Source organism: Shinella sp., from assembly GCF_052438155.1.
Classification (GTDB): Bacteria; Pseudomonadota; Alphaproteobacteria; order Rhizobiales; family Rhizobiaceae; genus Shinella.
In genome coordinates this window covers 26,257-47,203 of sequence record NZ_JBQVPI010000014.1, presented here as the reverse complement: position 1 = coordinate 47,203, position 20,947 = coordinate 26,257, and the positions used below count along the sequence as shown (strand labels likewise).

15 protein-coding genes and 1 tRNA gene are annotated in these 20,947 nt (G+C 62.6%); 11 read left to right on the top strand and 5 right to left on the bottom strand.

Annotated elements, in window-relative coordinates:
* The first annotated feature begins 169 nt into the window (after positions 1-169).
* Positions 170-862, top strand: a complete 693-nt coding sequence (locus tag ACT6VE_RS22310) for an alpha/beta hydrolase (protein ID WP_444800618.1) — start codon at positions 170-172, stop codon at positions 860-862.
* A gap of 105 nt (positions 863-967) precedes the next feature.
* Here ACT6VE_RS22310 and ACT6VE_RS22305 read toward each other — a convergent pair whose 3' ends face one another.
* Complete coding sequence (locus tag ACT6VE_RS22305) at positions 968-1,207, bottom strand: SMc00767 family acetate metabolism repressor (protein WP_069059911.1); 240 nt, start codon at positions 1,205-1,207, stop codon at positions 968-970.
* A 48-nt stretch (positions 1,208-1,255) separates the two neighbouring features.
* The gene (gene aceA, locus ACT6VE_RS22300) at positions 1,256-2,545 is read right to left on the bottom strand and encodes an isocitrate lyase (RefSeq protein WP_257949903.1); all 1,290 of its coding nucleotides are present in this window, start codon (positions 2,543-2,545) and stop codon (positions 1,256-1,258) included.
* A 218-nt stretch (positions 2,546-2,763) separates the two neighbouring features.
* Between aceA and ACT6VE_RS22295 the strand changes: the two genes are divergently transcribed.
* From ACT6VE_RS22295 to ACT6VE_RS22275, 5 genes are all read left to right on the top strand, one after another.
* Entirely contained in the window at positions 2,764-4,179 is a 1,416-nt protein-coding gene (locus ACT6VE_RS22295) for a helix-turn-helix domain-containing protein (RefSeq protein WP_444800617.1), read from the top strand.
* A gap of 168 nt (positions 4,180-4,347) precedes the next feature.
* Positions 4,348-5,457, top strand: coding sequence for a polyamine ABC transporter substrate-binding protein (locus tag ACT6VE_RS22290; protein WP_444800713.1), 1,110 nt, complete (start codon positions 4,348-4,350; stop codon positions 5,455-5,457).
* A 79-nt stretch (positions 5,458-5,536) separates the two neighbouring features.
* Positions 5,537-6,679 (top strand): ABC transporter ATP-binding protein, encoded by a 1,143-nt coding sequence (locus ACT6VE_RS22285; RefSeq protein WP_444800616.1) that lies wholly within the window; start codon positions 5,537-5,539, stop codon positions 6,677-6,679.
* Positions 6,680-6,682: 3 nt separating this feature from the next.
* Positions 6,683-7,594 (top strand): ABC transporter permease subunit, encoded by a 912-nt coding sequence (locus ACT6VE_RS22280; RefSeq protein ID WP_444800615.1) that lies wholly within the window; start codon positions 6,683-6,685, stop codon positions 7,592-7,594.
* A gap of 4 nt (positions 7,595-7,598) precedes the next feature.
* On the top strand, positions 7,599-8,417 hold the full coding sequence (locus tag ACT6VE_RS22275) for an ABC transporter permease (protein ID WP_444800614.1): 819 nt from the start codon (positions 7,599-7,601) through the stop codon (positions 8,415-8,417).
* Between the two features lie 14 nt (positions 8,418-8,431).
* Here ACT6VE_RS22275 and ACT6VE_RS22270 read toward each other — a convergent pair whose 3' ends face one another.
* On the bottom strand, positions 8,432-10,276 hold the full coding sequence (locus ACT6VE_RS22270; protein ID WP_444800613.1) for an AsmA family protein: 1,845 nt from the start codon (positions 10,274-10,276) through the stop codon (positions 8,432-8,434).
* Positions 10,277-10,459: 183 nt separating this feature from the next.
* On the opposite strand from ACT6VE_RS22270, the gene ACT6VE_RS22265 reads away from it, so the two are divergent.
* Positions 10,460-12,412: an acetoacetate--CoA ligase gene (locus ACT6VE_RS22265; RefSeq protein ID WP_444800612.1), complete on the top strand. Its 1,953-nt coding sequence runs from the start codon at positions 10,460-10,462 to the stop codon at positions 12,410-12,412.
* Positions 12,413-12,662: 250 nt separating this feature from the next.
* Here the strand turns inward: ACT6VE_RS22265 and ACT6VE_RS22260 are convergent, their stop codons facing one another.
* Both ACT6VE_RS22260 and ACT6VE_RS22255 read right to left on the bottom strand, forming a co-directional pair.
* Positions 12,663-14,240 carry an ABC transporter permease gene (locus tag ACT6VE_RS22260; RefSeq protein WP_444800712.1) on the bottom strand — a complete coding sequence of 526 codons (1,578 nt, stop codon included), beginning with the start codon at positions 14,238-14,240 and terminating at the stop codon, positions 12,663-12,665.
* A 291-nt stretch (positions 14,241-14,531) separates the two neighbouring features.
* Complete coding sequence (locus tag ACT6VE_RS22255; protein WP_444800611.1) at positions 14,532-18,263, bottom strand: ATP-binding protein; 3,732 nt, start codon at positions 18,261-18,263, stop codon at positions 14,532-14,534.
* Between the two features lie 243 nt (positions 18,264-18,506).
* Between ACT6VE_RS22255 and ACT6VE_RS22250 the strand changes: the two genes are divergently transcribed.
* The 4 genes from ACT6VE_RS22250 to ACT6VE_RS22235 all read left to right on the top strand — a co-directional run bounded on the left by ACT6VE_RS22250 (position 18,507) and on the right by ACT6VE_RS22235 (position 20,939).
* Positions 18,507-18,956, top strand: coding sequence for a phasin (locus ACT6VE_RS22250; RefSeq protein WP_444800610.1), 450 nt, complete (start codon positions 18,507-18,509; stop codon positions 18,954-18,956).
* A gap of 146 nt (positions 18,957-19,102) precedes the next feature.
* Positions 19,103-19,179: transfer RNA gene (locus ACT6VE_RS22245), tRNA-His, on the top strand.
* A 258-nt stretch (positions 19,180-19,437) separates the two neighbouring features.
* Positions 19,438-20,013 carry a TetR/AcrR family transcriptional regulator gene (locus ACT6VE_RS22240; protein ID WP_444800609.1) on the top strand — a complete coding sequence of 192 codons (576 nt, stop codon included), beginning with the start codon at positions 19,438-19,440 and terminating at the stop codon, positions 20,011-20,013.
* Complete coding sequence (locus ACT6VE_RS22235) at positions 20,010-20,939, top strand: DMT family transporter (protein WP_444800608.1); 930 nt, start codon at positions 20,010-20,012, stop codon at positions 20,937-20,939. The genes ACT6VE_RS22240 and ACT6VE_RS22235 overlap by 4 nt, the downstream gene beginning before the upstream one ends.
* Positions 20,940-20,947: the final 8 nt, after the last annotated feature.

Here is a 20,947-nt window from a genome sequence, read left to right as displayed (position 1 = left end):
GCCTGTGCCAACCGCGGCCGGGCCTATTTCAAGTCACGAATATGACATTTGCTAACCCCTCCGCCGAGTGCAATAAAATTGGCTTGGGATGGTGCGACGATCACTCGGTGGAATGCCGCGCGTCTCGGAGAAAAATGCAATCGAGACAGCAATTTAGGAGGTCTCAGCAATGAGTGCTAAACCAACGGTCGTTCTCGTTCATGGATTCTGGGGCGGGGCAGCGCATTGGAGCAAGGTGATCATCGAGCTTTCCCGCAAGGGATATGACAAGGTTCGTGCGGTCGAGATGCCGCTGACCTCGCTCAAGGACGATGCCGAGCGCACGCGCAAGATGGTCAAACAGCAGGAGGGGCCTGTTCTCCTGGTCGGCCATTCCTACGGTGGCGCGGTCATCACCGAGGCCGGCGATCTGCCGAATGTCGTGGGCCTCGTCTATATTGCGGCTTTCGCACCCGATGCAGGCGAAAGCCCCGGCGCGATCAGCCAGGTGTTTCCACCGGCCGCGATCGCCAACCTCGCGCCGGACAGCGACGGTTACCTCTGGATCAAATACGACAAGTTTCACGAGAGCTTCTGCCAGGATTTGACGGCAGATGAGAGCCTGGTGATGGCGGCGTCCCAAAAGGCGCCGATCGCCAACACTTTCGGTGACACCGTGACGGATCCTGCCTGGAAAAAGAAGCCGGTCTGGTACCAGCTTTCCAGCGAGGACCGCATGATCAATCCCGAGAACCAGAAGCGCATGGCCGAGCGGATGAACCCGCGCAAGATTATCACATTGCAGGCCAGCCACGCCTCGCTTGCCTCGCATCCGGCCGAAGTCGCAGCCCTGATCGACGAAGCGGCGGCGGCTGCCGTATAACGCCGAAAGACACGCCTCCTTGCGGCTCACCGCACGGAGGGCTTGGACACGAAAAATCCCCGGCGCAGGGAACGCCGGGGATTTTCTTTGACTGGATATGCCTTGTCAGCCGCGACCCTGCGTCACGATGACCGGGATCAGCAGGTCGCCCCAGTTGCCTTCGCCACCATGGTGGCGGGCGGAGCGGACGAGCTCCACCGAAACACCGGCCTCGACCGCCTTCATGACGGACTGGTTGAGGCGGTGCAGGTCGTTGGCAACCATGCGGATCATGGCCTGCTGGTCGGAGGTCATGGCGGAAGCCTGCTCTTCGGCTCGTTCCTTGACGCGGGTCTGGACTGTCATGGCATTTCTCCTCTTTTAATCGGGGTTCTTGAAGGTTGACGGGTCGGGTTACTCGGCGGCCGGGCGGAACTGTTCGTGCTCGGTCGATTCATGCATGGCGGTGGTCGAGGACTGGCCGCCGGTGATGGCCATGGAGACGGCATCGAAATAACCGGTGCCGACTTCGCGCTGGTGCTTGGTCGCGGTGTAGCCGTTGACCTCGGCGGCGAATTCCGCCTCCTGCAGCTCCGAATAGGCCGCCATCTGACGGTCCTTGTAGCCGCGTGCTAGTTCGAACATGCCGAAATTCAGCTGGTGGAAGCCGGCGAGCGTGATGAACTGGAACTTGTAGCCCATCGCGCCCAGCTCGCGCTGGAACTTGGCGATCGTCGCGTCGTCCAGGTTCTTTTTCCAGTTGAACGAGGGCGAGCAATTGTAGGCGAGCAGCTTGCCGGGATGGACCTTGTGCACCGCTTCGGCGAACTTGCGGGCCTGTTCGAGGTCGGGCTTGCCGGTTTCCATCCAGATCAGGTCGCAATGCGGTGCATAGGCGATGGCGCGGGCAATGCACGGCTCGATGCCGTTCTTGACCTGGTAGAAACCCTCGACCGTGCGGCCCTTGTCCCTGTCGACGAAGGGCTGGTCGCGCTCGTCGATATCGGAGGTGAGCAGTTTTGCGGCCTCGGCATCGGTGCGGGCGACGACCAGCGTCGAGGTGCCCATGACGTCGGCGGCAAGGCGCGCGGCATCAAGGTTGCGGATATGCGCCGCGGTCGGGATCAGAACCTTGCCGCCGAGATGGCCGCACTTCTTTTCCGATGCGAGCTGGTCTTCGAAGTGAACACCGGCAACGCCTGCCTCGATGAAGGCCTTCATGATCTCGAAGGCGTTGAGCGGGCCACCGAAGCCGGCTTCCGCATCGGCAACGATCGGCGCGAACCAGGTGTCGACCGAAAGGCCGTTGCCTTCCGCCGTTTCGATCTGGTCGGCACGCTGGAGCGTGCGGTTGATGCGCTTGGCAAGCTCCGGTGCGGCATTGGCCGGATAGAGCGACTGGTCGGGATACATGGCGGACGCCGTGTTGGCGTCGGCAGCAACCTGCCAGCCGGAGAGGTAGATCGCCTTCAGACCGGCGCGAACCATCTGCATGGCCTGGTTGCCGGAGAGCGCGCCGAGCGCGTTGACGAAGTCTTCCTCGTGGATGAGTTTCCACAACCGGTTCGCGCCGTTTTCGGCCAGCGTGTGCCGGATCTGGACAGAGCCGCGCAGCTTTTCGACCGTCTCGGCCGTATAGGGGCGCTCGATGCCATCGAACCGGCCTTTTGGCGCGCTCGGAACGAGATTGTAAAAATCAGTCATAATGTCCTCCGGTACTGTGTCTCAGGATCGGGTGTCCGTTTCTTTCCGCCCGATTTCATGTGACAGTATTTACATCGCACCGCACAATTCGGCGAGAGAAAACCGGAAAATCAAGGCGATAATCGAGTAACGATGTCTTGTCTTTGACAAGGAGGATCTGTAAAAAAGTAAATCTTGTAAATTCTCTCGGTGGTTCGCCGGTGTAAAGGATTTGACATATGGCGGAGAACAAGATTTTTGCCGGCCCGAAAGTCCGGCGCATCCGCAACACGCTCGGCCTGACCCAGACGGCCATGGCCGAGGGCCTGTCGATCTCGCCGTCCTACCTGAACCTCATCGAACGCAACCAGCGACCGCTGACGGTGCAGCTGCTGCTGCGGCTTGCCTCCGTCTACAAGGTGGACCTCGACGAGCTTCAGGGCGAAAGCGCCGGCAATGCCCGCCAGCTGCGCGAGGTCTTTGCCGACCCGCTGCTCGCTGGCGAGCTGCCGGGTGATCATGAGCTGGTGGAAATCGCCGATGCCGCGCCGAATGTCGCGAGCGGCATTTTAAAACTCTACCGCGCCTATCGCGAGCAGGCCGCGCGCCTCACCGACCTCGCCGACCTGCTTGCCCGCGAAGGCCATGCGACGACGCTGTCCGGCACGTTGCTGCCGATGGACGAGGTGCGTGACAAGCTGGAGGGGCGCCCCAACTATTTCGGCGCGATCGACGAGGCGGCCGAGCGGTTTCATGCAGCCCTTGCGCCGGGCGACGACCTCGCATCGGCGCTGAAGGGGTGGCTGCGCAAGGAGCACGGCGTCGTGGTGCGCCTGCTTCCCGTCCACACCATGCCGAACCTGCGCCGCCGCTTCGACCGGCACTCGATGCGCCTCTTCCTGTCCGAGCGCCTGTCGCCCTTCGACCAGATGCGCGAGATCGCCATGGAGACCGTGCAGCTCGCCCTGCAGGACGAGATTTTCGCCGAGCTGAACCTGCTCGCCTTCTCGACGGCGGAGGCCAAGCGCATCGCCCGCTTCGAGCTGGCGCGCTACGCCGCGCATGCTCTGATGATGCCCTACGAGGCCTTTCATACGGCGGCGCAGCGTGCCCGTTATGATGTCGACGTGCTGCGGTCGCGCTTCGGCGTCTCCTATGAGCAGGCGGCGAACCGGCTCACCATGCTGCAGCGGCCCGGCAAGGTGGGCGTACCCTTTTTCATGTTGGAAATCGACAATGCCGGCCATCGTTTTCGCCGCGCAGGCGCGCAAGGGTTTCCGCAGGCCCGCTTCGGCGGCGGCTGTCCGAAGCTCGGCGTGCATTCCGCCTTTTCCCAGCCGGGGCAGATCCTCGTCGATCGTGTCGAGATGCCGGACGGCGGCGCCTTCCTGACGGTGTCGCGGACGCTGGAAGGGCCGCAGGGCGCCTTTGCCGAGCGGGTGCGCCGTACCGCACTTCTTCTCGGCTGCGACGCGGCTCATGCGGAGGAGACGGTCTATGCCGAAGCGGTGCGGCGGGACGGTGCCGTCGCGGTCGGCACGGCCTGTCGGCTGTGCGAGCGCCAGGGCTGTCTTGCTCGCGCCGAACCACCCGTCACGCGGCCGGTGGGGCTTGATGAAATGGTCGCGGGCTTGAGCCTTTTCGACTTCCAGTAAATTTCTACTTGCTTTCCTTCGCCGATAGGGCTTCAAATATGATAGGAATGGGAACAATGTGATATCAAAATTCAGCCTTTGTTTGAGTAGAATGCAGCTTGTCGCCTCTCGAAAAACAACCATAATCGGCGACTGTTCTTCATACGAACTTATAGGCCCGCGAAAAAACTGGGAGATAAATCAATGGTAAGGCGTACTCTTTTAGCGACTGCCGCTGCTGTGGCACTATTTGGTGCCGGCGGTGCGCTGGCGCAGGAAAAAGTCGTTAACGTCTACAACTGGTCGGATTATATCGACTCCTCGATTATTGACGATTTCACCAAGGAAACCGGCATCAAGGTCGTCTACGACGTCTATGATTCGAACGAGATCCTTGAGACGAAGCTTCTCGCCGGCGGTACGGGCTACGATGTCGTCGTGCCGACCAACACGTTCCTGCAGCGCCAGATTTCGGCCGGCGTCTACCAGAAGCTCGACAAGTCGAAGCTGCCGAACCTCAAGAACATGTGGGACATGGTTGCAACCCGTATGCAGCCGTTCGACCCGGGCAACGAATACTCGATCAACTACATGTGGGGCACGATCGGCATCGGCTATAACAAGGCCAAGATCAAGGAAGCCCTCGGCACGGATACGATCGACAGCTGGAACGTGATCTTCGATCCGGCAAACGCTGAAAAGCTCAAGGATTGCGGCATCAACCTGCTCGATTCGCCCACCGACATCATTCCGGTGACGCTCGCCTATCTGGGAGTCAACCCGGACAGCCATGACCCGGCCGATCTCGCCAAGGCCGAGGAAGCGCTCCAGAAGATCCGCCCCTTCGTGCGCAAGTTCCATTCGTCGGAGTTCATCAACGGCCTCGCGAACGGCGACATCTGCATCGCCGTCGGCTGGTCGGGTGATATCTTCCAGGGCCGCGACCGTGCCGAAGAAGCCAAGAACGGCGTCGAAGTCGGTTACGTGATTCCGAAGGAAGGCACGCAGATGTGGTTCGACCAGATGGCGATCCCGTCCGATGCACCGCATGTCGAGGAAGCCCACGCCTTCCTCGACTACATGATGCGCCCGGAAGTTATCGCCAAGGCATCGACCTACATCCACTATGCCAATGGCAACAAGGCCGCGCAGGCGGTCATGCCGGAAGAGATCATCAAGGACACGACGATCTATCCGGATGAAGCGACAATGGCGAAACTCTTCACCAACACCACGCTGGACGCCAAAACGCAGCGCCTGTTCACACGGGCGTGGACCAAAATCGTGACCGGCCAATAACCGGTCTAGGATGAATTGCCCGGAAGATGCTTCCGGGCAATTTCATTTTGACTGCCAATAAAAGAGATGGGGACAGGCAATGAAATCTCTCGGCAATATCCGTCGTTCCTTCGCGCCGTGGACGGATCCGGACGCAAAACCATACATCACGTTCCGCAATGTCACGAAGAAGTTCGGCGATTTCACTGCCGTCGATGATCTCACCCTCAACATCTATCACCGCGAGTTCTTTGCGCTCCTCGGTGCCTCCGGCTGCGGGAAGTCCACGCTTTTGCGCATGCTCGCCGGCTTCGAGCGGCCGACCTCCGGCGAAATCATCCTCGACGGCCAGGACATTGCCGGCATCCCGCCCTACAAGCGGCCGGTCAACATGATGTTCCAGTCCTATGCGCTCTTCCCGCACATGACGGTGGAGAGCAATATCGGCTTCGGCCTGCGTCAGGACGGCATGCCGAAGAACGAGATCGCCGAGCGCGTCACGCAGATGCTGAAGCTCGTGAAACTCGAACAGTTCGCCAAGCGCAAGCCGCACCAGCTCTCCGGGGGCCAGCGCCAGCGCGTGGCGCTGGCCCGCTCGCTCGCCAAGCGCCCGAAAGTGCTGCTGCTCGACGAACCGCTCGGCGCACTCGACAAGAAGCTGCGCGAGGAAACCCAGTTCGAGCTGATGGACCTGCAGCAGGAACTCGGCCTCACCTTCGTCGTCGTGACGCACGACCAGGAGGAGGCGATGACCATGGCGGACCGCATCGCGGTGATGAGCCACGGCAAGGTCGTTCAGGTGGCGACGCCGGCGGAAATCTACGAGGCGCCGAACTCCCGGTTCGTGGCGGACTTCATCGGCGACGTGAACATCCTCGACGGCAAGGTTTCGGCCAACGGCAACGGCAAGATCGAGCTTGCCGTCAACGAGGGCTTTACCGTTCGCACCGCAACGGCGAACGGTCCGACGACGGGCAGTGCCGCAGGCTTCGCCATCCGGCCGGAAAAGATGAGGGTCACGCGGGCAGCCCCGACCGACGCTTCCGTCAACGCGGCCCAGGGTGAGATCTGGGACATCGGCTATCTCGGCGACATGACGGTCTTCTACGTCAAGCTCGGCAGCGGCAAGGTGGTGAAGGCCTCCATGCTGAATGCCCAGCGTGAGGTCGAGGATCCGATCGCCTATGACGAGAAGGTCTGGGTCTCCTTCGGCGAAACCGCCGGCGTCGTCTTGAAGGATTGACCGATGAACAAGCTCGGCTCCGCCATCTTCAGCCGCCTTGTCATTATCCTTCCCTATGCGTGGCTGCTGTTCTTCTTCCTCATTCCCTTCTTCATCGTCTTCCGCATCTCTCTCTCGACCACCGCCATCGCCCAGCCGCCCTATGAGCCGGTCTTCGCGCTGGCGGACGGTCTTTCCGGCTTCTTCGCGAACATCGGGCAGTTCAGTTTCGCAAACTACGTCTGGCTGACCGAAGATGCGCTCTATATGAACGCCTATCTGTCGAGCCTGTGGATCGCGGGTGTTTCGACCCTCATAACGCTGCTCATCGGCTACCCCATCGCCTATGGCATGGCACAGGCGCCGCGCACCTTGCGCCCGACGCTCCTCATGCTCGTCATCCTGCCGTTCTGGACGAGCTTCCTGATCCGCGTCTATGCCTGGATTGCGATCCTGAAACCGGAAGGCCTGCTCAACCAGTTCCTGCTGAGCATCGGCGTCATCGACCAGCCGCTGATCATTCTCGGGACCAACTGGGCGATCTATATCGGCATCGTCTATTCCTACCTGCCCTTCATGGTGTTGCCGCTCTATTCCGCGCTGGAAAAGATGGACAACACGCTGATCGAGGCCGCGCAGGATCTCGGCTGCCCGCAGATCTCGGCGTTCTGGAAGATAACCTTCCCGCTCTCCATTCCCGGTGTCGTTGCGGGCTGCATGCTCGTCTTCATCCCGGCCGTCGGCGAGTTCGTCATCCCCGACCTGCTCGGTGGATCGCAGACGCTGATGATCGGCAAGACGCTGTGGAACGAATTCAACGCAAACCGCGACTGGCCGGTCTCGGCCGCCGTCGCCACCATCCTGCTTCTCATTCTGGTCGTGCCCATCGTGTTCTTCCAGAATGCGCAGGCCAAGGCCGAAGAGCAGGGGAGGTAGAACCATGAACAGCTGGTCCCGTTTCAACATCGTTTCCGTCGTTCTCGGTTTCGCCTTTCTCTACCTGCCGATCGTGCTGCTGGTCGTCTTCTCGTTCAACGAGTCGAAGCTCGTGACGGTCTGGGGCGGTTTCTCGACGAAGTGGTATGTCTCGCTGTTCAACAACCAGGGCCTCATGGATGCGGCCTGGGTGACGGTGCGCGTGGCGCTGCTCTCCGCCACCATCGCGACGGCCCTTGGCACCATGGCGGCGCTGGCGCTCACCCGCTACACGCGCTTTCGCGGTCGTCTGCTGTTCTCCGGCATGGTCTATGCGCCGCTCGTCATGCCGGAAGTCATCACCGGCCTGTCACTGTTGCTGCTCTTCGTCGCCATCGGCTTCGATCGTGGCTTCGTGACGGTGACGCTCGCGCATATCACCTTCAGCATGTGCTTTGTGACGGTGGTGGTTCAGTCGCGCCTGCTGTCCTTCGATCGCTCGGTCGAGGAGGCGGCGATGGATCTCGGCGCTACCCCGGTGAAAACCTTCCTCGAGGTGACGCTGCCGATCATCGCGCCGGCCGTGCTGTCGGGCTGGATGCTGGCGTTGACGCTGTCGCTCGACGACCTCGTCATCTCGAGCTTCACCTCCGGCCCCGGTGCAACGACGCTGCCCATGAAGATCTACAGCCAGGTGCGCCTCGGCGTGACGCCGGAGATCAACGCGGCCTGCACGCTGCTCATCGGCTTCGTCGCCATCGGTGTCATCATTGCTTCGATCATGACGAAGCGGCGCGAGGTGCAGCGCGTCAGGGATGAGCAGGCGGCCTTCGCCGGTCGCTGATATCTGTCAGAGAACTACTGGCGGGGCTGCTGCCCCGTCAGGATGGAAATCGGCGAGATCACCGGTTCCGGCCAGGAGCCGCCGACGAAGAAGCTGACCGACGGATTGACGACGGCGGACGCATCCGCCTGTGGCCGATCGGCGAGCGAGCCGGCGAGCGCCACGCTGCCGCTGCGGTAGGGAATCATGCCCGAAAGCGTCAAGAGCTTCTCGTTGCCCTCGATTTCCGCTTTGGTCAGTTCCGCAAGACCGCGGTCGAGCTTGGCTTCCACATCGGCCCGCACGAAATCGAACGATCCGTCCGCTGCTTCGGAGAAGTTGAAGAAGGCATTTTGCGCGGCGCGTTCCTCGAAGGCCTGCCGGTTGAAATGGGTGAGCGTCCCCGGCCCCATGCGCAGGCGGAACTGGCCAGACACATCCGACGGCGTCGTTGCCCAGAGCGGCCGCTCCGTCGAAAGCTCGAAATCCGCAGAACCGCGTCCTGACGGCAACGGCCCCGGCAAGGCAAGTGTGCTGACGATCGCGCCGATATCCACGTCGCTGAGCGACATCTGCAAGCGGCCGCCGCCGCGGAAGCCCTGTTCGGAAAGCGAGATCCGCCCGGTCGCCCGCCCGCCCAGCAACGTGCTGTCGCCGACGTCGAAGGAGGCGCGGCCGTTCTCGATGCGCATGCCGGCTGCAAGGTCCTGCAGGGAGAAGGGCGCAAAATCCGCCGTCTTGGCCGATAGCCTGAGGTCCATGCCGAATTGGTGAACGAAGGCGGTATCGATGTTTGCTGTACTCTGCTCGGCGCCTGGTGCGAAGGCGGTCAGGAAGGCACGCAGGTCGATGTGATCGAAGGCGAGCGTGCCGCCCATTTGCGGCACGCCGTCCGGCGGCATGTTGACGTCCAGCACGCCGGTCGCTTGTGCATTGGCGAGCGTCAGCTTGAGCTGTTCGAGCTTTGCCGAATAACCGGCCGTCGCCACCTTCGCCTCCACCGTCACCTGGCCCATATTGCCGACCGAGGGGATCTCCTTGCCCTGCCAGGCCAGCAGGTGACCCAGCGATGGCGTGGAGAGCAACAGGTTGCCGGAGACGAAGGCGTTCCTGGAAAGGTTGGCGAGGCCTTCGAAATTCAATGTTGTCGGATCGGCGGACAGATTTGTGCGCACCGTGGCATTGCGCCCGGCGAGAAGCGCCAGCGGCTGGTCGCAATAGAAGGTCCAGCGCGTCATCTCGCCATTGACGATGCCGGACAGTGTCAGGTCGAGCGGCCGCCGGAGGGATGCCCAGCCGATATCGCCGTTGATGTCGGAGATCCGGAACGGCGCGCCGCCGTTCTCGCGCTTCACTTCAATGGTCCCGTCGACCACGTTGATCGCGCCGATGCGTTCAGCGGGCAGCTCGGGTGTCGCCTGCCCCTCAGCCGCGGAGGCGGTGGCATCGATCGCCTGTATCAGCCATCCGCTGTGGCGCCAGTTGAACGTGCCGTCGGCGTTCCAGCCAATGTGGATCGTCGGCCGCACAAGATCGAAATCGCTGAAGAGCGGCTTGCCGCGCACCGCGCCGAAGAGGTCGAAGCTTGCCGAAAGGCTCTCGATGGAGGCGAGCTCCCTGTTGCCTGCTTGCGCCTGCGGATCGACGATGTGCACGCTGCCGATCGTCACGCGTGGATAGGGCCAGAAGGAAAACTCCGCCTCACGCCCGATCTTGACGTCAGCACCCGTCCAGGCCTCCAGCGTTTCCCCGATTTCCCGGCGGACCGTATCCGTCTGGACGAGGAACGGAAAACCGACGCGTACCGCCACAAAGAGGGCCACGATCGCAAGGAAACCCAGCACCAGATGCCGCGATTGGAAAAAACGGGAAAGGATCATTCGGATGCAGGTCCTTGGCCGGCAGCAGTCACATTTATACAGGCGAACGGGGATAGGCGCTTGGGGCCAAGAAATCAAATGGCGCCATGGCGGAATTGCGTTCGGCAACGGCGCGAACCGGCGTTCGCCGCTTTATACTGCGGCGCAACATGCTATACGAAGTGCGATGGAGTGGAGGACAGCATGACGTCAGAAAAGCCCCTGTGGGAACCTTCGGCCGAAATCCTGACAAAAAGCCCGATGGCCCGATTCATGAAGACCGCCGGCCAGGCCGCGGGACGCGACTTCAGAACCTTTGATGATCTTCACGCCTGGTCGGTGGAAGATCGCGCTGCCTTCTGGACTGCCGTCTGGGACGAGTGTGGCGTCATCGGCGCGAAGGGGAACGTGGCGCTCGAAAACGGTGAAGGCATGCTGGAAGCGCGCTTCTTCCCCGAGGGTCAGCTGAATTTTGCAGAAAACCTCCTGAAAACAACCGGTTCTGGCGATGCGATCGTCTTCCGCGGTGAAGACAAGGTCTCCTATCGCTGGTCCTGGGATGAGCTCAGCGCTCGCGTCTCGAAGCTGCAGCAGGCCTTCGCAGCACTCGGCATAGGTGAGGGCGATCGTGTTGCCGCGATGATGCCGAACATGCCGGAAACGATTGCCTGCATGCTCGCTGCCGCCTCGCTGGGGGCTATCTGGTCCTCCTGTTCGCCCGATTTCGGCGAGCAGGGCGTCCTTGATCGCTTCGGCCAGATCGAACCCAAACTCTTTATCACGTGCGATGCCTACTGGTATGCCGGCAAGCTCCAGGATGTGTCCGCCAAGGTGCAGGCGGTGGCCGGCAAGCTCGGCGTGCCGGTCCTCGTGGTGCATTATGCCGGCGATGCCGAAGCGCTTGCCGCGTCGCTTGCCGATGGCCGCTCGCTCGAAGCGTTGACGGCGCCGTACGAGGCGAAGCCACTGACCTTCGCGCAGCTCCCTTTCCGTCATCCGCTCTATATCCTGTTCTCCTCCGGCACGACCGGCGTGCCAAAATGCATCGTGCATTCGGCCGGCGGCACGCTGCTGCAGCACCTGAAGGAGCATCGCCTGCATTGCGGGCTCGTCGAGGGCGACCGGCTGTTCTATTTCACGACCTGCGGCTGGATGATGTGGAACTGGCTGGTCTCCGGTCTCGCGGTCGGCGCCACGCTCTGCCTGTTCGATGGGTCTCCGTTCCATCCCGACGGCAATGTGCTGTTCGACTATGCGCAGGCCGAAAAGTTCGCGGTCTTCGGCACGTCGGCCAAATATATCGACGCCGTGCGCAAGGGCGGCTTCACGCCGCACACGACGCACGACCTCTCCAGCCTGCGCCTGCTCACCTCGACAGGTTCGCCGCTTTCGCCTGAGGGCTTCACCTTCGTCTACGAGGGCATCAAGCCGGACGTGCAGCTCGCTTCCATCTCCGGCGGCACGGACATCGTCTCCTGCTTCGTGCTTGGCATTCCGCTCCGGCCGGTCTGGCGCGGCGAGATCCAGGGGCCTGGCCTCGGCCTGGCCATGGATGTCTGGAACGAGGACGGTCACCCGGTGCGTGGCGAAAAGGGGGAACTCGTCTGCACCAGGGCCTTCCCTTCCATGCCGGTCATGTTCTGGAACGACCCGGAGGGCGAAAAATATCGCGCCGCCTATTTCGAGCGCTTCGACAATACCTGGTGCCATGGCGATTTCGCCGAATGGACGAGCCATGACGGCATCATCATCCATGGCCGCTCGGATGCAACGCTGAACCCCGGCGGCGTGCGCATCGGCACCGCGGAAATCTACAACCAGGTCGAACAACTGGACGAGGTCCTCGAGGCCCTCTGCATCGGCCAGGACTGGGACGACGACGTGCGCGTCGTGCTCTTCGTGCGCCTCGCGCCCGGCACGGTGCTGGACGCGGCGCTGGAAAAGACGATCAAGACCAAAATCCGCACGGGTGCCTCGCCGCGTCATGTGCCGGCAAAGATCATTCAGGTCGCGGATATACCCCGTACCAAATCCGGAAAGATCGTCGAGCTTGCGGTGCGCGAGGTCGTGCACGGCCGACCGGTAAAGAACAAGGAGGCGCTCGCCAATCCCGAGGCGCTGGACTTCTTCGCCGATCTGGAGGCTCTGAAATCGTGAACGCCACCGGCGTTAACGTCTCCCTAACCGACTGCATTAACCAGGCTCGCGAAGTTGTGAACAAAAGGTTTGTGCCGAAACCGGTCGGGTAAGGATTTGTTAAGCCGGAACGACGCAAAGTCGTGTCAACTTGAGCGCGCCCGATGGAGGGTGTTCTGGTCGCACCCGACCCCGATGGCATGAAGCCGTTCACCTTCGCTTTCGTTGGGCAGCATTAACCTATCGGGGCGGCTTTTGCCGCCCTCTTTTTTTAACCGTTTTTCCGCTCGAGGGAGCGCGAGACGAGGAAGACGGGAATGAGCCCGACCGCCACGATGATGATGGCGGGCACGCCCGCATCCTCCACTTTCGCCCGCGAAGCGTCCTCGTAGACGAGGGTGGCGAGCGTATTGAAATTGAACGGCCGCAGCATGATCGTCGCCGACAGTTCCTTCATCGTCTCGATGAAGACGAGGAGAGCGGCCGTCAGCGTCGCCGGCCGCATCATCGGCAGCAGCACGCTCCAGAGCGTTTGTCCGCTGGTGCGCCCAAGGGTGCGGGCGGCCATGTCGAGATGGGGCGAGAGCTTGTGGAAGCCCGCATCGATCGTGCCCTCCGCCATCGTCAGGAAACGGACCGTGCAGGCATAGATGATGGCGAAGCCTGTGCCGGAAAGCAGCAGGCCAGTCGAGATGCCGACATGTGCGCGCAAAAAGCCATCGAACGCATTGTCGAACGTGGCGAGGGGAATGAGCACCCCCATGGCCAGCACCGTGCCCGGAACGCCGTAGCCGAAGGATGCGAAGCGCCCGGCGGCAGCGATCAGCCGGGAGCGCGTCGAGCGGGCGGCATAGGCAAGCAGGAAGGCGAGCAGCACCGCGGCGAGGGCCGTCGAGCCCGAGACGAGCAGGCTTTGCCAGAGCGCGGAAAGCAGCCGCGTCGAGGCGAACTGGTCCAGCCGGCGCACCGCATAGCCGCCGAGCACGAAGACAGGAATGGCAAAGCCGATGACGGGCGGCAGCAGGCAGGCGCCACTTGCGGCCCATTTCTTCCAACCGTGAAGTCTGAGGCGTATGGAATCGTGCACCGCCGCCGTCGTCTTCTGGCTGGTGAAACGCTGCCGGCGGCGGGCGGCGCGCTCGACCATCATCAGGCAGATGACGAAAAGCAGCATGACGCAGGCGATCTGCGCCGCGCCGGCCAGACTGCCGCGGTTGAGCCAGGTATCGAAAATCGAGAAGGTGAGCGTCTGCACGCCGAGATATTCGACCGCGCCGATATCGTTCAGCGTTTCCATGGCGACGAGCGTCAATCCCACCATGATCGCCGGCCGCGCCATGGGGATCTGGATTCTTGCGAAGACTTTCAGCGGCCCGGCACCCAGCGTGCGCGCCACATCCGCCGCCGTCCGGCCCTGCATCAGGAACATCGAGCGGGCGGCGAGGTAGATATAGGGATAGAGCACGCTGGACAGGACCAGCATGGCGCCGCCGGTGGTGCGCACCTCCGGAAACCAGTAGTCGCGGCTCGTCTGGAAACCGAAAAGCGCGCGGTAGGCCGTCTGCACCGGCCCGGTGAAGGAGAAGAATTCCGCAAAGGCATAGGCGCCGAGATAGGCGGGAATGGCGAGTGGCAGCACGAGCAGGCCGGAGAGCAGCCGGCGGCCTGGAAAGTCGCAGCTCGCCACCAGCCAGGCCGTCACGACGCCGACGATCGCCGTGATCGTGCCGACGCCGGCCAGTAGAATGAGTGTGCGCAGCGTGGCGCGCGGTATGACGTTGCTGAGGAGATGAGGCCAGGTATCGGTGCCTCCCGTCGCCGCGATCACGACGATGGCGATTGCCGGCATCAGCACGATGACAGCCGCCAGCACGGCGGCGGCAGACAGGAGCGGATGGCGGGCTGCGCCAAAACGGCGCTGGGCGCGCGCCGGCGCGCTTTCGGACGGGACCTGCAAGGCACTACCTCGGCGGTGCGGCATTCCCACGCAAGGCGGGAGCGCCGTAAGGCGTTTCAGCCGGTTTAGAGCAATTTCAGCAAAAGTGCGAAGCGGTTTTGCGTGCCGCGAATTGCGCTAAAACGAACAGGTGAAGCATTCTCGCGTTTCGGAGAAAGGCCAGAATGCTCTAGACCAATCGGCTCAATCTGCCAACACGCGCGGTGAGGGGAAAATCACTTCCACCAGCGTGCCCTCGTTTGGCGTCGAGCTGATTGCGAAATTTGCCCGATTGGCATCGACCATTGCCTTGGTGAGCGGCAGGCCGAGGCCGGTGCCGTCGCCACGCTTGCGCGAACCCGTCGTAACCTGCCGGAAGGGCTTCATCGCCTGATCCAGCTCGCTGCGCGTCATGCCGACGCCGGTATCGCGGATGCGCAGCACGACGCTGCCGTTTGCCTCATAGGCGGTGGACACCACGATCTGCCCGCCGGCCGGCGTGAAGCGAATGGCATTCGACAGGATATTGAGCGCGATCTGCTTGATCGAGCGCAGGTCGGCAACGATCTGCGGCACGTTGTTCGACAGCGAGGTGCGGATGATGACGCGCTGCCCGTTCGCCTGCGGCTGGACCAGCGAGACGGCTTCCGCAATCGTCTCGTTCAGGCCGACGGCTGTGAACTCCAGATCCATCTCGCCCGCCTCGATCTTGGAAATGTCGAGCAGGTCGTTGACGATATCGAGAACATGGCGGCCGGAGCGGCCGATGTCATTGGCATATTCGATGTAGCGCGGATGGCCGATCGGCCCGAAGCGCTCCGTCGCCATCATGTCGGAAAACCCGATGATGGCATTGAGCGGCGTGCGGATTTCGTGGCTGACGCGCGCAAGAAAATCGCTCTTGTGGGCGTTTGCCGTCTCGGCGGCCCGCTTGGCGTTGCGCAATTCCTCTTCGGTGCGCTTCCACTGGGTAATATCACGGATGACCGCGCAATAGCCGGAGGAGGAGGAGAGGCTGCCCATGGTCATGAAGAGCGGGATGAAGCCGCCGGCGGCCTCGCGGCCGATGACCTCACGCCCGTCATTCAGCACGCTTGCAACGCCGTGGCCGGCGAGGCCGGCAAGATAATCGAGCACCGCCTTCTGGCTCTCGTGGGCAAACAGCATGGCAAACGGCCGGCCACGCGTCTCGTCTTCGTCATAGTTGAAGAGGGCGCTCGCCGAGCGGTTCATCGAACGGATGTCGCCGTCGTGGCCGACGACCACGACGCCGTCCGTTGCAGTCTCGAGGATGGAGCGCAATTCGCTGACCTCGACGCGAAGCGCGGAGGCCGCCGCCTGATCGGCCGAGCGCTCGTCGCTTTGAGCCGGTACAGGCGTCGTCTCGACGAGGGAAAGGGCAGGTTTTTCATGCGCCGGCGTCAGTGCCAGCATCAGCGCCGTGCCATCCTCCCAGCGGATCGACTGGAGGCGGGCGCGCACCGCGCTCGTGCTCTCGCCGTCGGCGTGGCGCAGCGCCATCATGCCGTCGCCGTCTTCTGCGTCCGGGCCGGCCAGAAGGATGTCGAGGCCGCCAGAGGCTTCGAGGTCCTCGATATTCCTGTAGCCCGTCAGGCGGAGGAACTCCGGATTGGCATGGATGAGCCGGTCGCCGACATGCACGAGCAACGCGACCGGCAGTACATCGACCACGGCGGCGGTGAGACCATAGTCCATCTGCCGGCGCGATGGTGCAAATCCCGTGCGCTCGACAGCATGGTCGTCAGGCAGAAGGTCGTCGGCATGCGGACCGACTTCGAGGCCCGGCATTTCCGTCTCGGAATCGCCAGACGTGAGTGCGGCGACCGGCTCTTCAGCGTCCCGGCTTGGCTCTTCGGCGCTGTCCGTCACAGCGTCCGTCTGGTCGTCGGCAGGTGTCTCCGGCATATCGCCGGGTGGGTGGTCCTCCGCCTTGCGCTTGCCGAAGGTCTCACCAAGCTGGCGAGCGATTTCGCGAAATGCCGCTTGTTCCCCGGTCGAAAGGCCATCGAAAAGGCCGCCGCGATTGCGCCGGGTTTCGAGCTGCACGACCTTGTCCGACTGGCGGCGGGTCGGGGTTTCGACAAGGCGCAGCGCCGGGCGCTCGCCGCGAAAAGCGTCCAGTTCGTCGCTCTCGGCCGCTGTATCGTCTAAATCAGCGGCCGGAGAGACGTTTTCCGTCTCCGCTGCCCCTTCCGACGGGTGGCCTTCATCGGCTTCGACAACCGGTTCGTCCGGCAGTGCGGAAACATCGTCTGCGGTGATCACCGCATCATCGGCCGTTTCACCCAGTTCGTCCGCAGCGCTTTCCAGCAGAGTGCCGGCTTCTTCGGCGAGCGTTTCTTCGACCTCTGCCTCGGCGAAGGCGACGGACTGCTCTAGCGTCAGCCCGCGCGCGTGAGAATCCTCAACCGCGTCGGCGATGCGCACGATGCCGAAACCGCGGAAGCCGTCAAATTCCCGATTGCGCGAATAGGTCGGCAGGGCGGCGAGATCCACCGGCACGACAAGACTGGTGCCCTCGACGGGCCAACGGATCGTCTTGCCCGACCAGGTGTCGCGGCGGCGCAGGAGGTCGCCGATCTTGCCGTCCGGGTCGAGATCGAAGCGGGCGGCGACATCATTGAAGCGTTCGCCTGAGATGGTCGCGGCCTTCGGACCTACAGCGGCGGCGAATTCTTCCGAAATCTCGCTGAACCGGCCTTCGGCATCGATCTTCCAGACAAAACGGATGGGCCGGCCTTGCGGATTGAAGGTAAAACCGGATTTTGCCTCGACAGCCTCGACAGCCTCGACAGCCTCGACAGCCTCGACAGCCTCGACAGCCTCGACAGCCTCGACAGCCTCGACAGCTTCGTTGGCGTTGTCAGCCGCGGCAGGGTCTTCCACGACGACGGTGTTCGCCTCTTCCCCAGATTCTGCGATGGGGGCTTCCTGCACCGCTTGTGATGTCTCTGCGGTCGGCTCTTCGCTTTCCGGCTGCACGCCCAGGATCGGCTCCGCAACCTCCTCCGAGAGAGGCTCGGTAGCATCGACCGGAGGCGCCTCGGCGGCGGATTCCTCTGCCGCAGGCTCTTCGGTAGGTTCCGTTATCGGGTCGTCGGAAAGGAGTTCGACCGGATCAGTCTGTTCTTCCAGACCCTGCGGCTCACTCTCCGGGGAGGAGACGGTGGCATCGACCGGCTCCGCCTTTGCGACAGCCTCGACTGTGGCAACAGGCTCCGCCTCGTCCTCAGCGGGATCAAGGTGGCCGAGAATGGTTTCGACGGCGAAGAGCAGGTGCAATGCAGGATCGCTGGAAATGCGGCCGATGGCGGCAGGCAGGTGGCCGCGGCCGGTGGCGATGGGGCGCTTGACCAGGTGCTCGGCGCTGCGTCCGGCGGCCTCGACGAGGGCGCGGCGCGTCTCCGGGCTGACGGCAATGCGGTCAAACCCCTCCGACGCGGCGATAACAGTGCCTTCGCCATCGAGCACGGCCATATGCGTATCCGGGTCGTCGAAGCCGGTGAGCATGGCGGCCGCGGCATCTTCCTGGCTCTGGCGGCCGAGGGCGACGGGCGCGCTGAACAGGATCGCCTCTTCGCCGGGGCGAATGGTTACACCCTCGACGACAGCATTCACCGGCACGCTGCGAAAGCCGCTGCCGATGCGCATGACGAAGCCGCGTCGCTCGCCCGGCGCCTGCACCTGCCGGGCCGTCGCTGCGAGCTGACGGTAGGCGACGTCTGCGCGATCCGGGCCGATATCGAGGAAATCGTAGATATTGTCCTGGCCGAACAGGGTCGCACCCCGTCCGTTCGACCAGAGCACCCGGGCCATGTCCCTGGAAAACAGCACGACGGCCTCGCCGCGGGAAAACGGCAGGCGCACCCGCTCGTGGACGGCGACGTCGATGAAGGGATACTGCTTTGCGGACATATTCAGGCCTGTGTCTGACTCCGGCGCCCCGGTTTTCGATTAACGCTTTATTAATAGCCGTGCATAGGCGGAGGGTCCAGCGGCGAGGCCGGGGAGCCCCGGGCTTTCAGGCGAAAGGGTTAACGGCGCCACGATTTATTGTGCAGCGCACAATTTTGTTGCAATGCGAAATAAGATCGGCTATAGAGGGTTCATCGAAGAACACGGTGCCTCAAGAGAGGGCCAAACCAAGGAGCGCAGATAATGGCTACCAAGAAGATCGACGACGTATTCTCCATCGCTTCCATCGACCCGAGCAAGCTTTCCGAAAGCTTCCGCGATTTCGCCGAAAAGGGCGCCGCACAGTCCAAGGAAGCCTATTCCAAGATGAAGGAAGCCGCCGAAGACGCGACCAAGACCGTCGAAGCGACGCTTGAGAGCGCGCAGGCCGGCTCCGTCGAACTCGGCCTCAAGGCCATCGACGCGCTTCGCACCAATGCCGAAAATTCGCTTTCGCACCTGGAAGCCCTGCTCGGCGTGAAGTCGGTTTCCGAACTTTTCGAACTGCAGACCGCCTTCCTGCGCAAGCAGGCCGAAGTCGCCGTCGAACAGGCCAAGTCCCTGCAGGAAACCTCCAAGAAGGTTGCCGAAAAGGTTTCGGCTCCGGGCAAGTCGGCTGCTGAAAAGGCCATGAAGTCCTTCAAGGCTGTCTGAAGCGCCACGTAGCGCGGGCTTCGGCCCTGTAATAGAATGGCCGGGCAATCGTCCGGCCATTTTCATATGCGGCCTTGTAAAAAAACGCTTGAAAAATGGCGCGGCTGCCCGTATGTGACGCATCAAGCGCGCCAGACGCGCCGTGTGCGGTTGTAGCTCAGTTGGTTAGAGCGCAGGTTTGTGGTTCCTGAGGTCGGTGGTTCGAGACCACCCAACCGTACCATTCCTCTCTCCCGATAAGTCTAAGTACTACAAGGACTTATCGGGAGAGAGGGATATTCTCCTCCCATTACATGCCATCGGTAAAAACTGAGCCGACTCACGTTGCGGTTGGCGATATCGCCGGACGGCCCCGTCGAACCTCTCCAAGCCTCGGCACTCTTCCGCCTTCCGCTTCAGTCGTGCGCGCCGCTTGACACGCATCTCTTGACAAAACCAGGAAATTAGGTAGATCGGTCTACATAATTAATTGAGGTGCGTGATGGGTGAACGGGTGCCGGCGCGGGAACGCTTGCTGAAATCGGCTGCGGAACTGTTTTATCGCGATGGGGTCGGGGCGACGGGGATCGACACGATCACGGCCCATGCGGGCGTCGCGAAAATGAGCCTCTACAACAACTTCGCCTCCAAGTCGGATCTGGTGAAGGCCTATCTCGATGCGCGCCTTGAAGAGTGGCACGTGCTCTACCGCGAGCGCCTCGCGAACGCCGAAACGCCGCGGGATCGGCTTCTGGCCGTCTTCGATTCTTATGTCGACCATGCGGAACTCGCCTATGGCTGGGGTTTTCGCGGCTGCGGGCTTCTCAACGCGGCGGCCGAGCTTCCCGTCGGCGATGCCGGCCGTGCGACCGTTGCGGTGCAGAAGGACGAGGTCGAGCAACTCTTCAGGCAGTATCTGAGCGAAATGAAGCCGGGCGGTGGGGCTGCGATCGACGAGACGGCGGAGCATCTTTCCTTCGTGCTGGAAGGGGCGATGGCGCGGGCGGGGCTGGATGGCCATGATGGACGGCTGAAGGCGGCGCGCAAGCTTGCGATCTCGATCGTGGACCGGCTATGACAACCACGGATCTTGCGGCACTGCCCGCTCGCCGGCCCAGTCGGCTTTGGGCGCTTGTCGTCCTCGTTCTCCTCGAAGCGGCGCTGGTGGTGACGTGGAGCGCCGGCTTCATTGGCGTTCGATTCGCACATGATCACGCGCCGATCTTTCTCATCCTGCTCTGGCGCAGCCTCATCTCGGGACTGGTTCTGCTGCCCTTTGCGCTCATGATGGGGCCGAAGATCCGGGGGGCGGATATCGCCTTGCAGATGCTGCTCGGCGCGCTCGCCATGGCCGGTTACCTCTCGGGTTTTGCGCTGGCGATCTCCTACGGCGTGCCGACCGGTCTCGTGGCGTTGATCACGGACATGCTGCCGCTCGCCGTCGCGTTCCTGTCCTGGCCCATTCTGGGGCAGGCCTTGACTGTGCGGCAGTGGATCGGCTCCTTCATCGGCCTTGCCGGCGTGCTCATCGCCTCCGGCTGGTCGCTGCAACTGGGCGACGTGCCGCTGTGGGCTTATGGTCTTCCCGTGCTCGGAACACTCGCGCTGGCGCTGGCGACGCTGTTGCAAAAGCGCAGTAGGGTCAATGCGATGCCGGTCTATCAGAGCCTGTGCATCCAGTGCCTCTCGGCTGCTGCGATCTTTTCCGTGCTGGCCTGGCACGAAGGCACCGTGCTGCCCGTGCTCGACGCCGGCTTCATCGGCGGTATTCTCTGGCTGGTCTTCGTCGCAACCTTCGCGGCCTGGAGCCTCTATTACCTCGCACTCAGAAAATCCTCGCCCGCCCGGGTGACCGCGATCCTGTATCTCAGCCCGCCGGTGACGATGATCTGGGCCTGGCTGATGTTCGGCGAGCCGCTATCCTGGGCGATGGCGGTGGGGCTGGTCGTTTCACTTTTCGGCATTCTCATCGTCGCGAAGGCGCAGGCGCCGGTCCATCCCTAAAGCGTTGT

Coding starts and splice junctions, on each gene's coding strand:
- ACT6VE_RS22310 (WP_444800618.1), top strand. CDS start 170: ATGAGTGCTAAACCAACGGTCGTTCTCGTTCATGGATTCTGGGGCGGG.
- ACT6VE_RS22305 (WP_069059911.1), bottom strand. CDS start 1,207: ATGACAGTCCAGACCCGCGTCAAGGAACGAGCCGAAGAGCAGGCTTCC.
- aceA (WP_257949903.1), bottom strand. CDS start 2,545: ATGACTGATTTTTACAATCTCGTTCCGAGCGCGCCAAAAGGCCGGTTC.
- ACT6VE_RS22295 (WP_444800617.1), top strand. CDS start 2,764: ATGGCGGAGAACAAGATTTTTGCCGGCCCGAAAGTCCGGCGCATCCGC.
- ACT6VE_RS22285 (WP_444800616.1), top strand. CDS start 5,537: ATGAAATCTCTCGGCAATATCCGTCGTTCCTTCGCGCCGTGGACGGAT.
- ACT6VE_RS22280 (WP_444800615.1), top strand. CDS start 6,683: ATGAACAAGCTCGGCTCCGCCATCTTCAGCCGCCTTGTCATTATCCTT.
- ACT6VE_RS22275 (WP_444800614.1), top strand. CDS start 7,599: ATGAACAGCTGGTCCCGTTTCAACATCGTTTCCGTCGTTCTCGGTTTC.
- ACT6VE_RS22270 (WP_444800613.1), bottom strand. CDS start 10,276: ATGATCCTTTCCCGTTTTTTCCAATCGCGGCATCTGGTGCTGGGTTTC.
- ACT6VE_RS22265 (WP_444800612.1), top strand. CDS start 10,460: ATGACGTCAGAAAAGCCCCTGTGGGAACCTTCGGCCGAAATCCTGACA.
- ACT6VE_RS22260 (WP_444800712.1), bottom strand. CDS start 14,240: ATGCCGGCAATCGCCATCGTCGTGATCGCGGCGACGGGAGGCACCGAT.
- ACT6VE_RS22255 (WP_444800611.1), bottom strand. CDS start 18,263: ATGTCCGCAAAGCAGTATCCCTTCATCGACGTCGCCGTCCACGAGCGG.
- ACT6VE_RS22250 (WP_444800610.1), top strand. CDS start 18,507: ATGGCTACCAAGAAGATCGACGACGTATTCTCCATCGCTTCCATCGAC.
- ACT6VE_RS22240 (WP_444800609.1), top strand. CDS start 19,438: ATGGGTGAACGGGTGCCGGCGCGGGAACGCTTGCTGAAATCGGCTGCG.
- ACT6VE_RS22235 (WP_444800608.1), top strand. CDS start 20,010: ATGACAACCACGGATCTTGCGGCACTGCCCGCTCGCCGGCCCAGTCGG.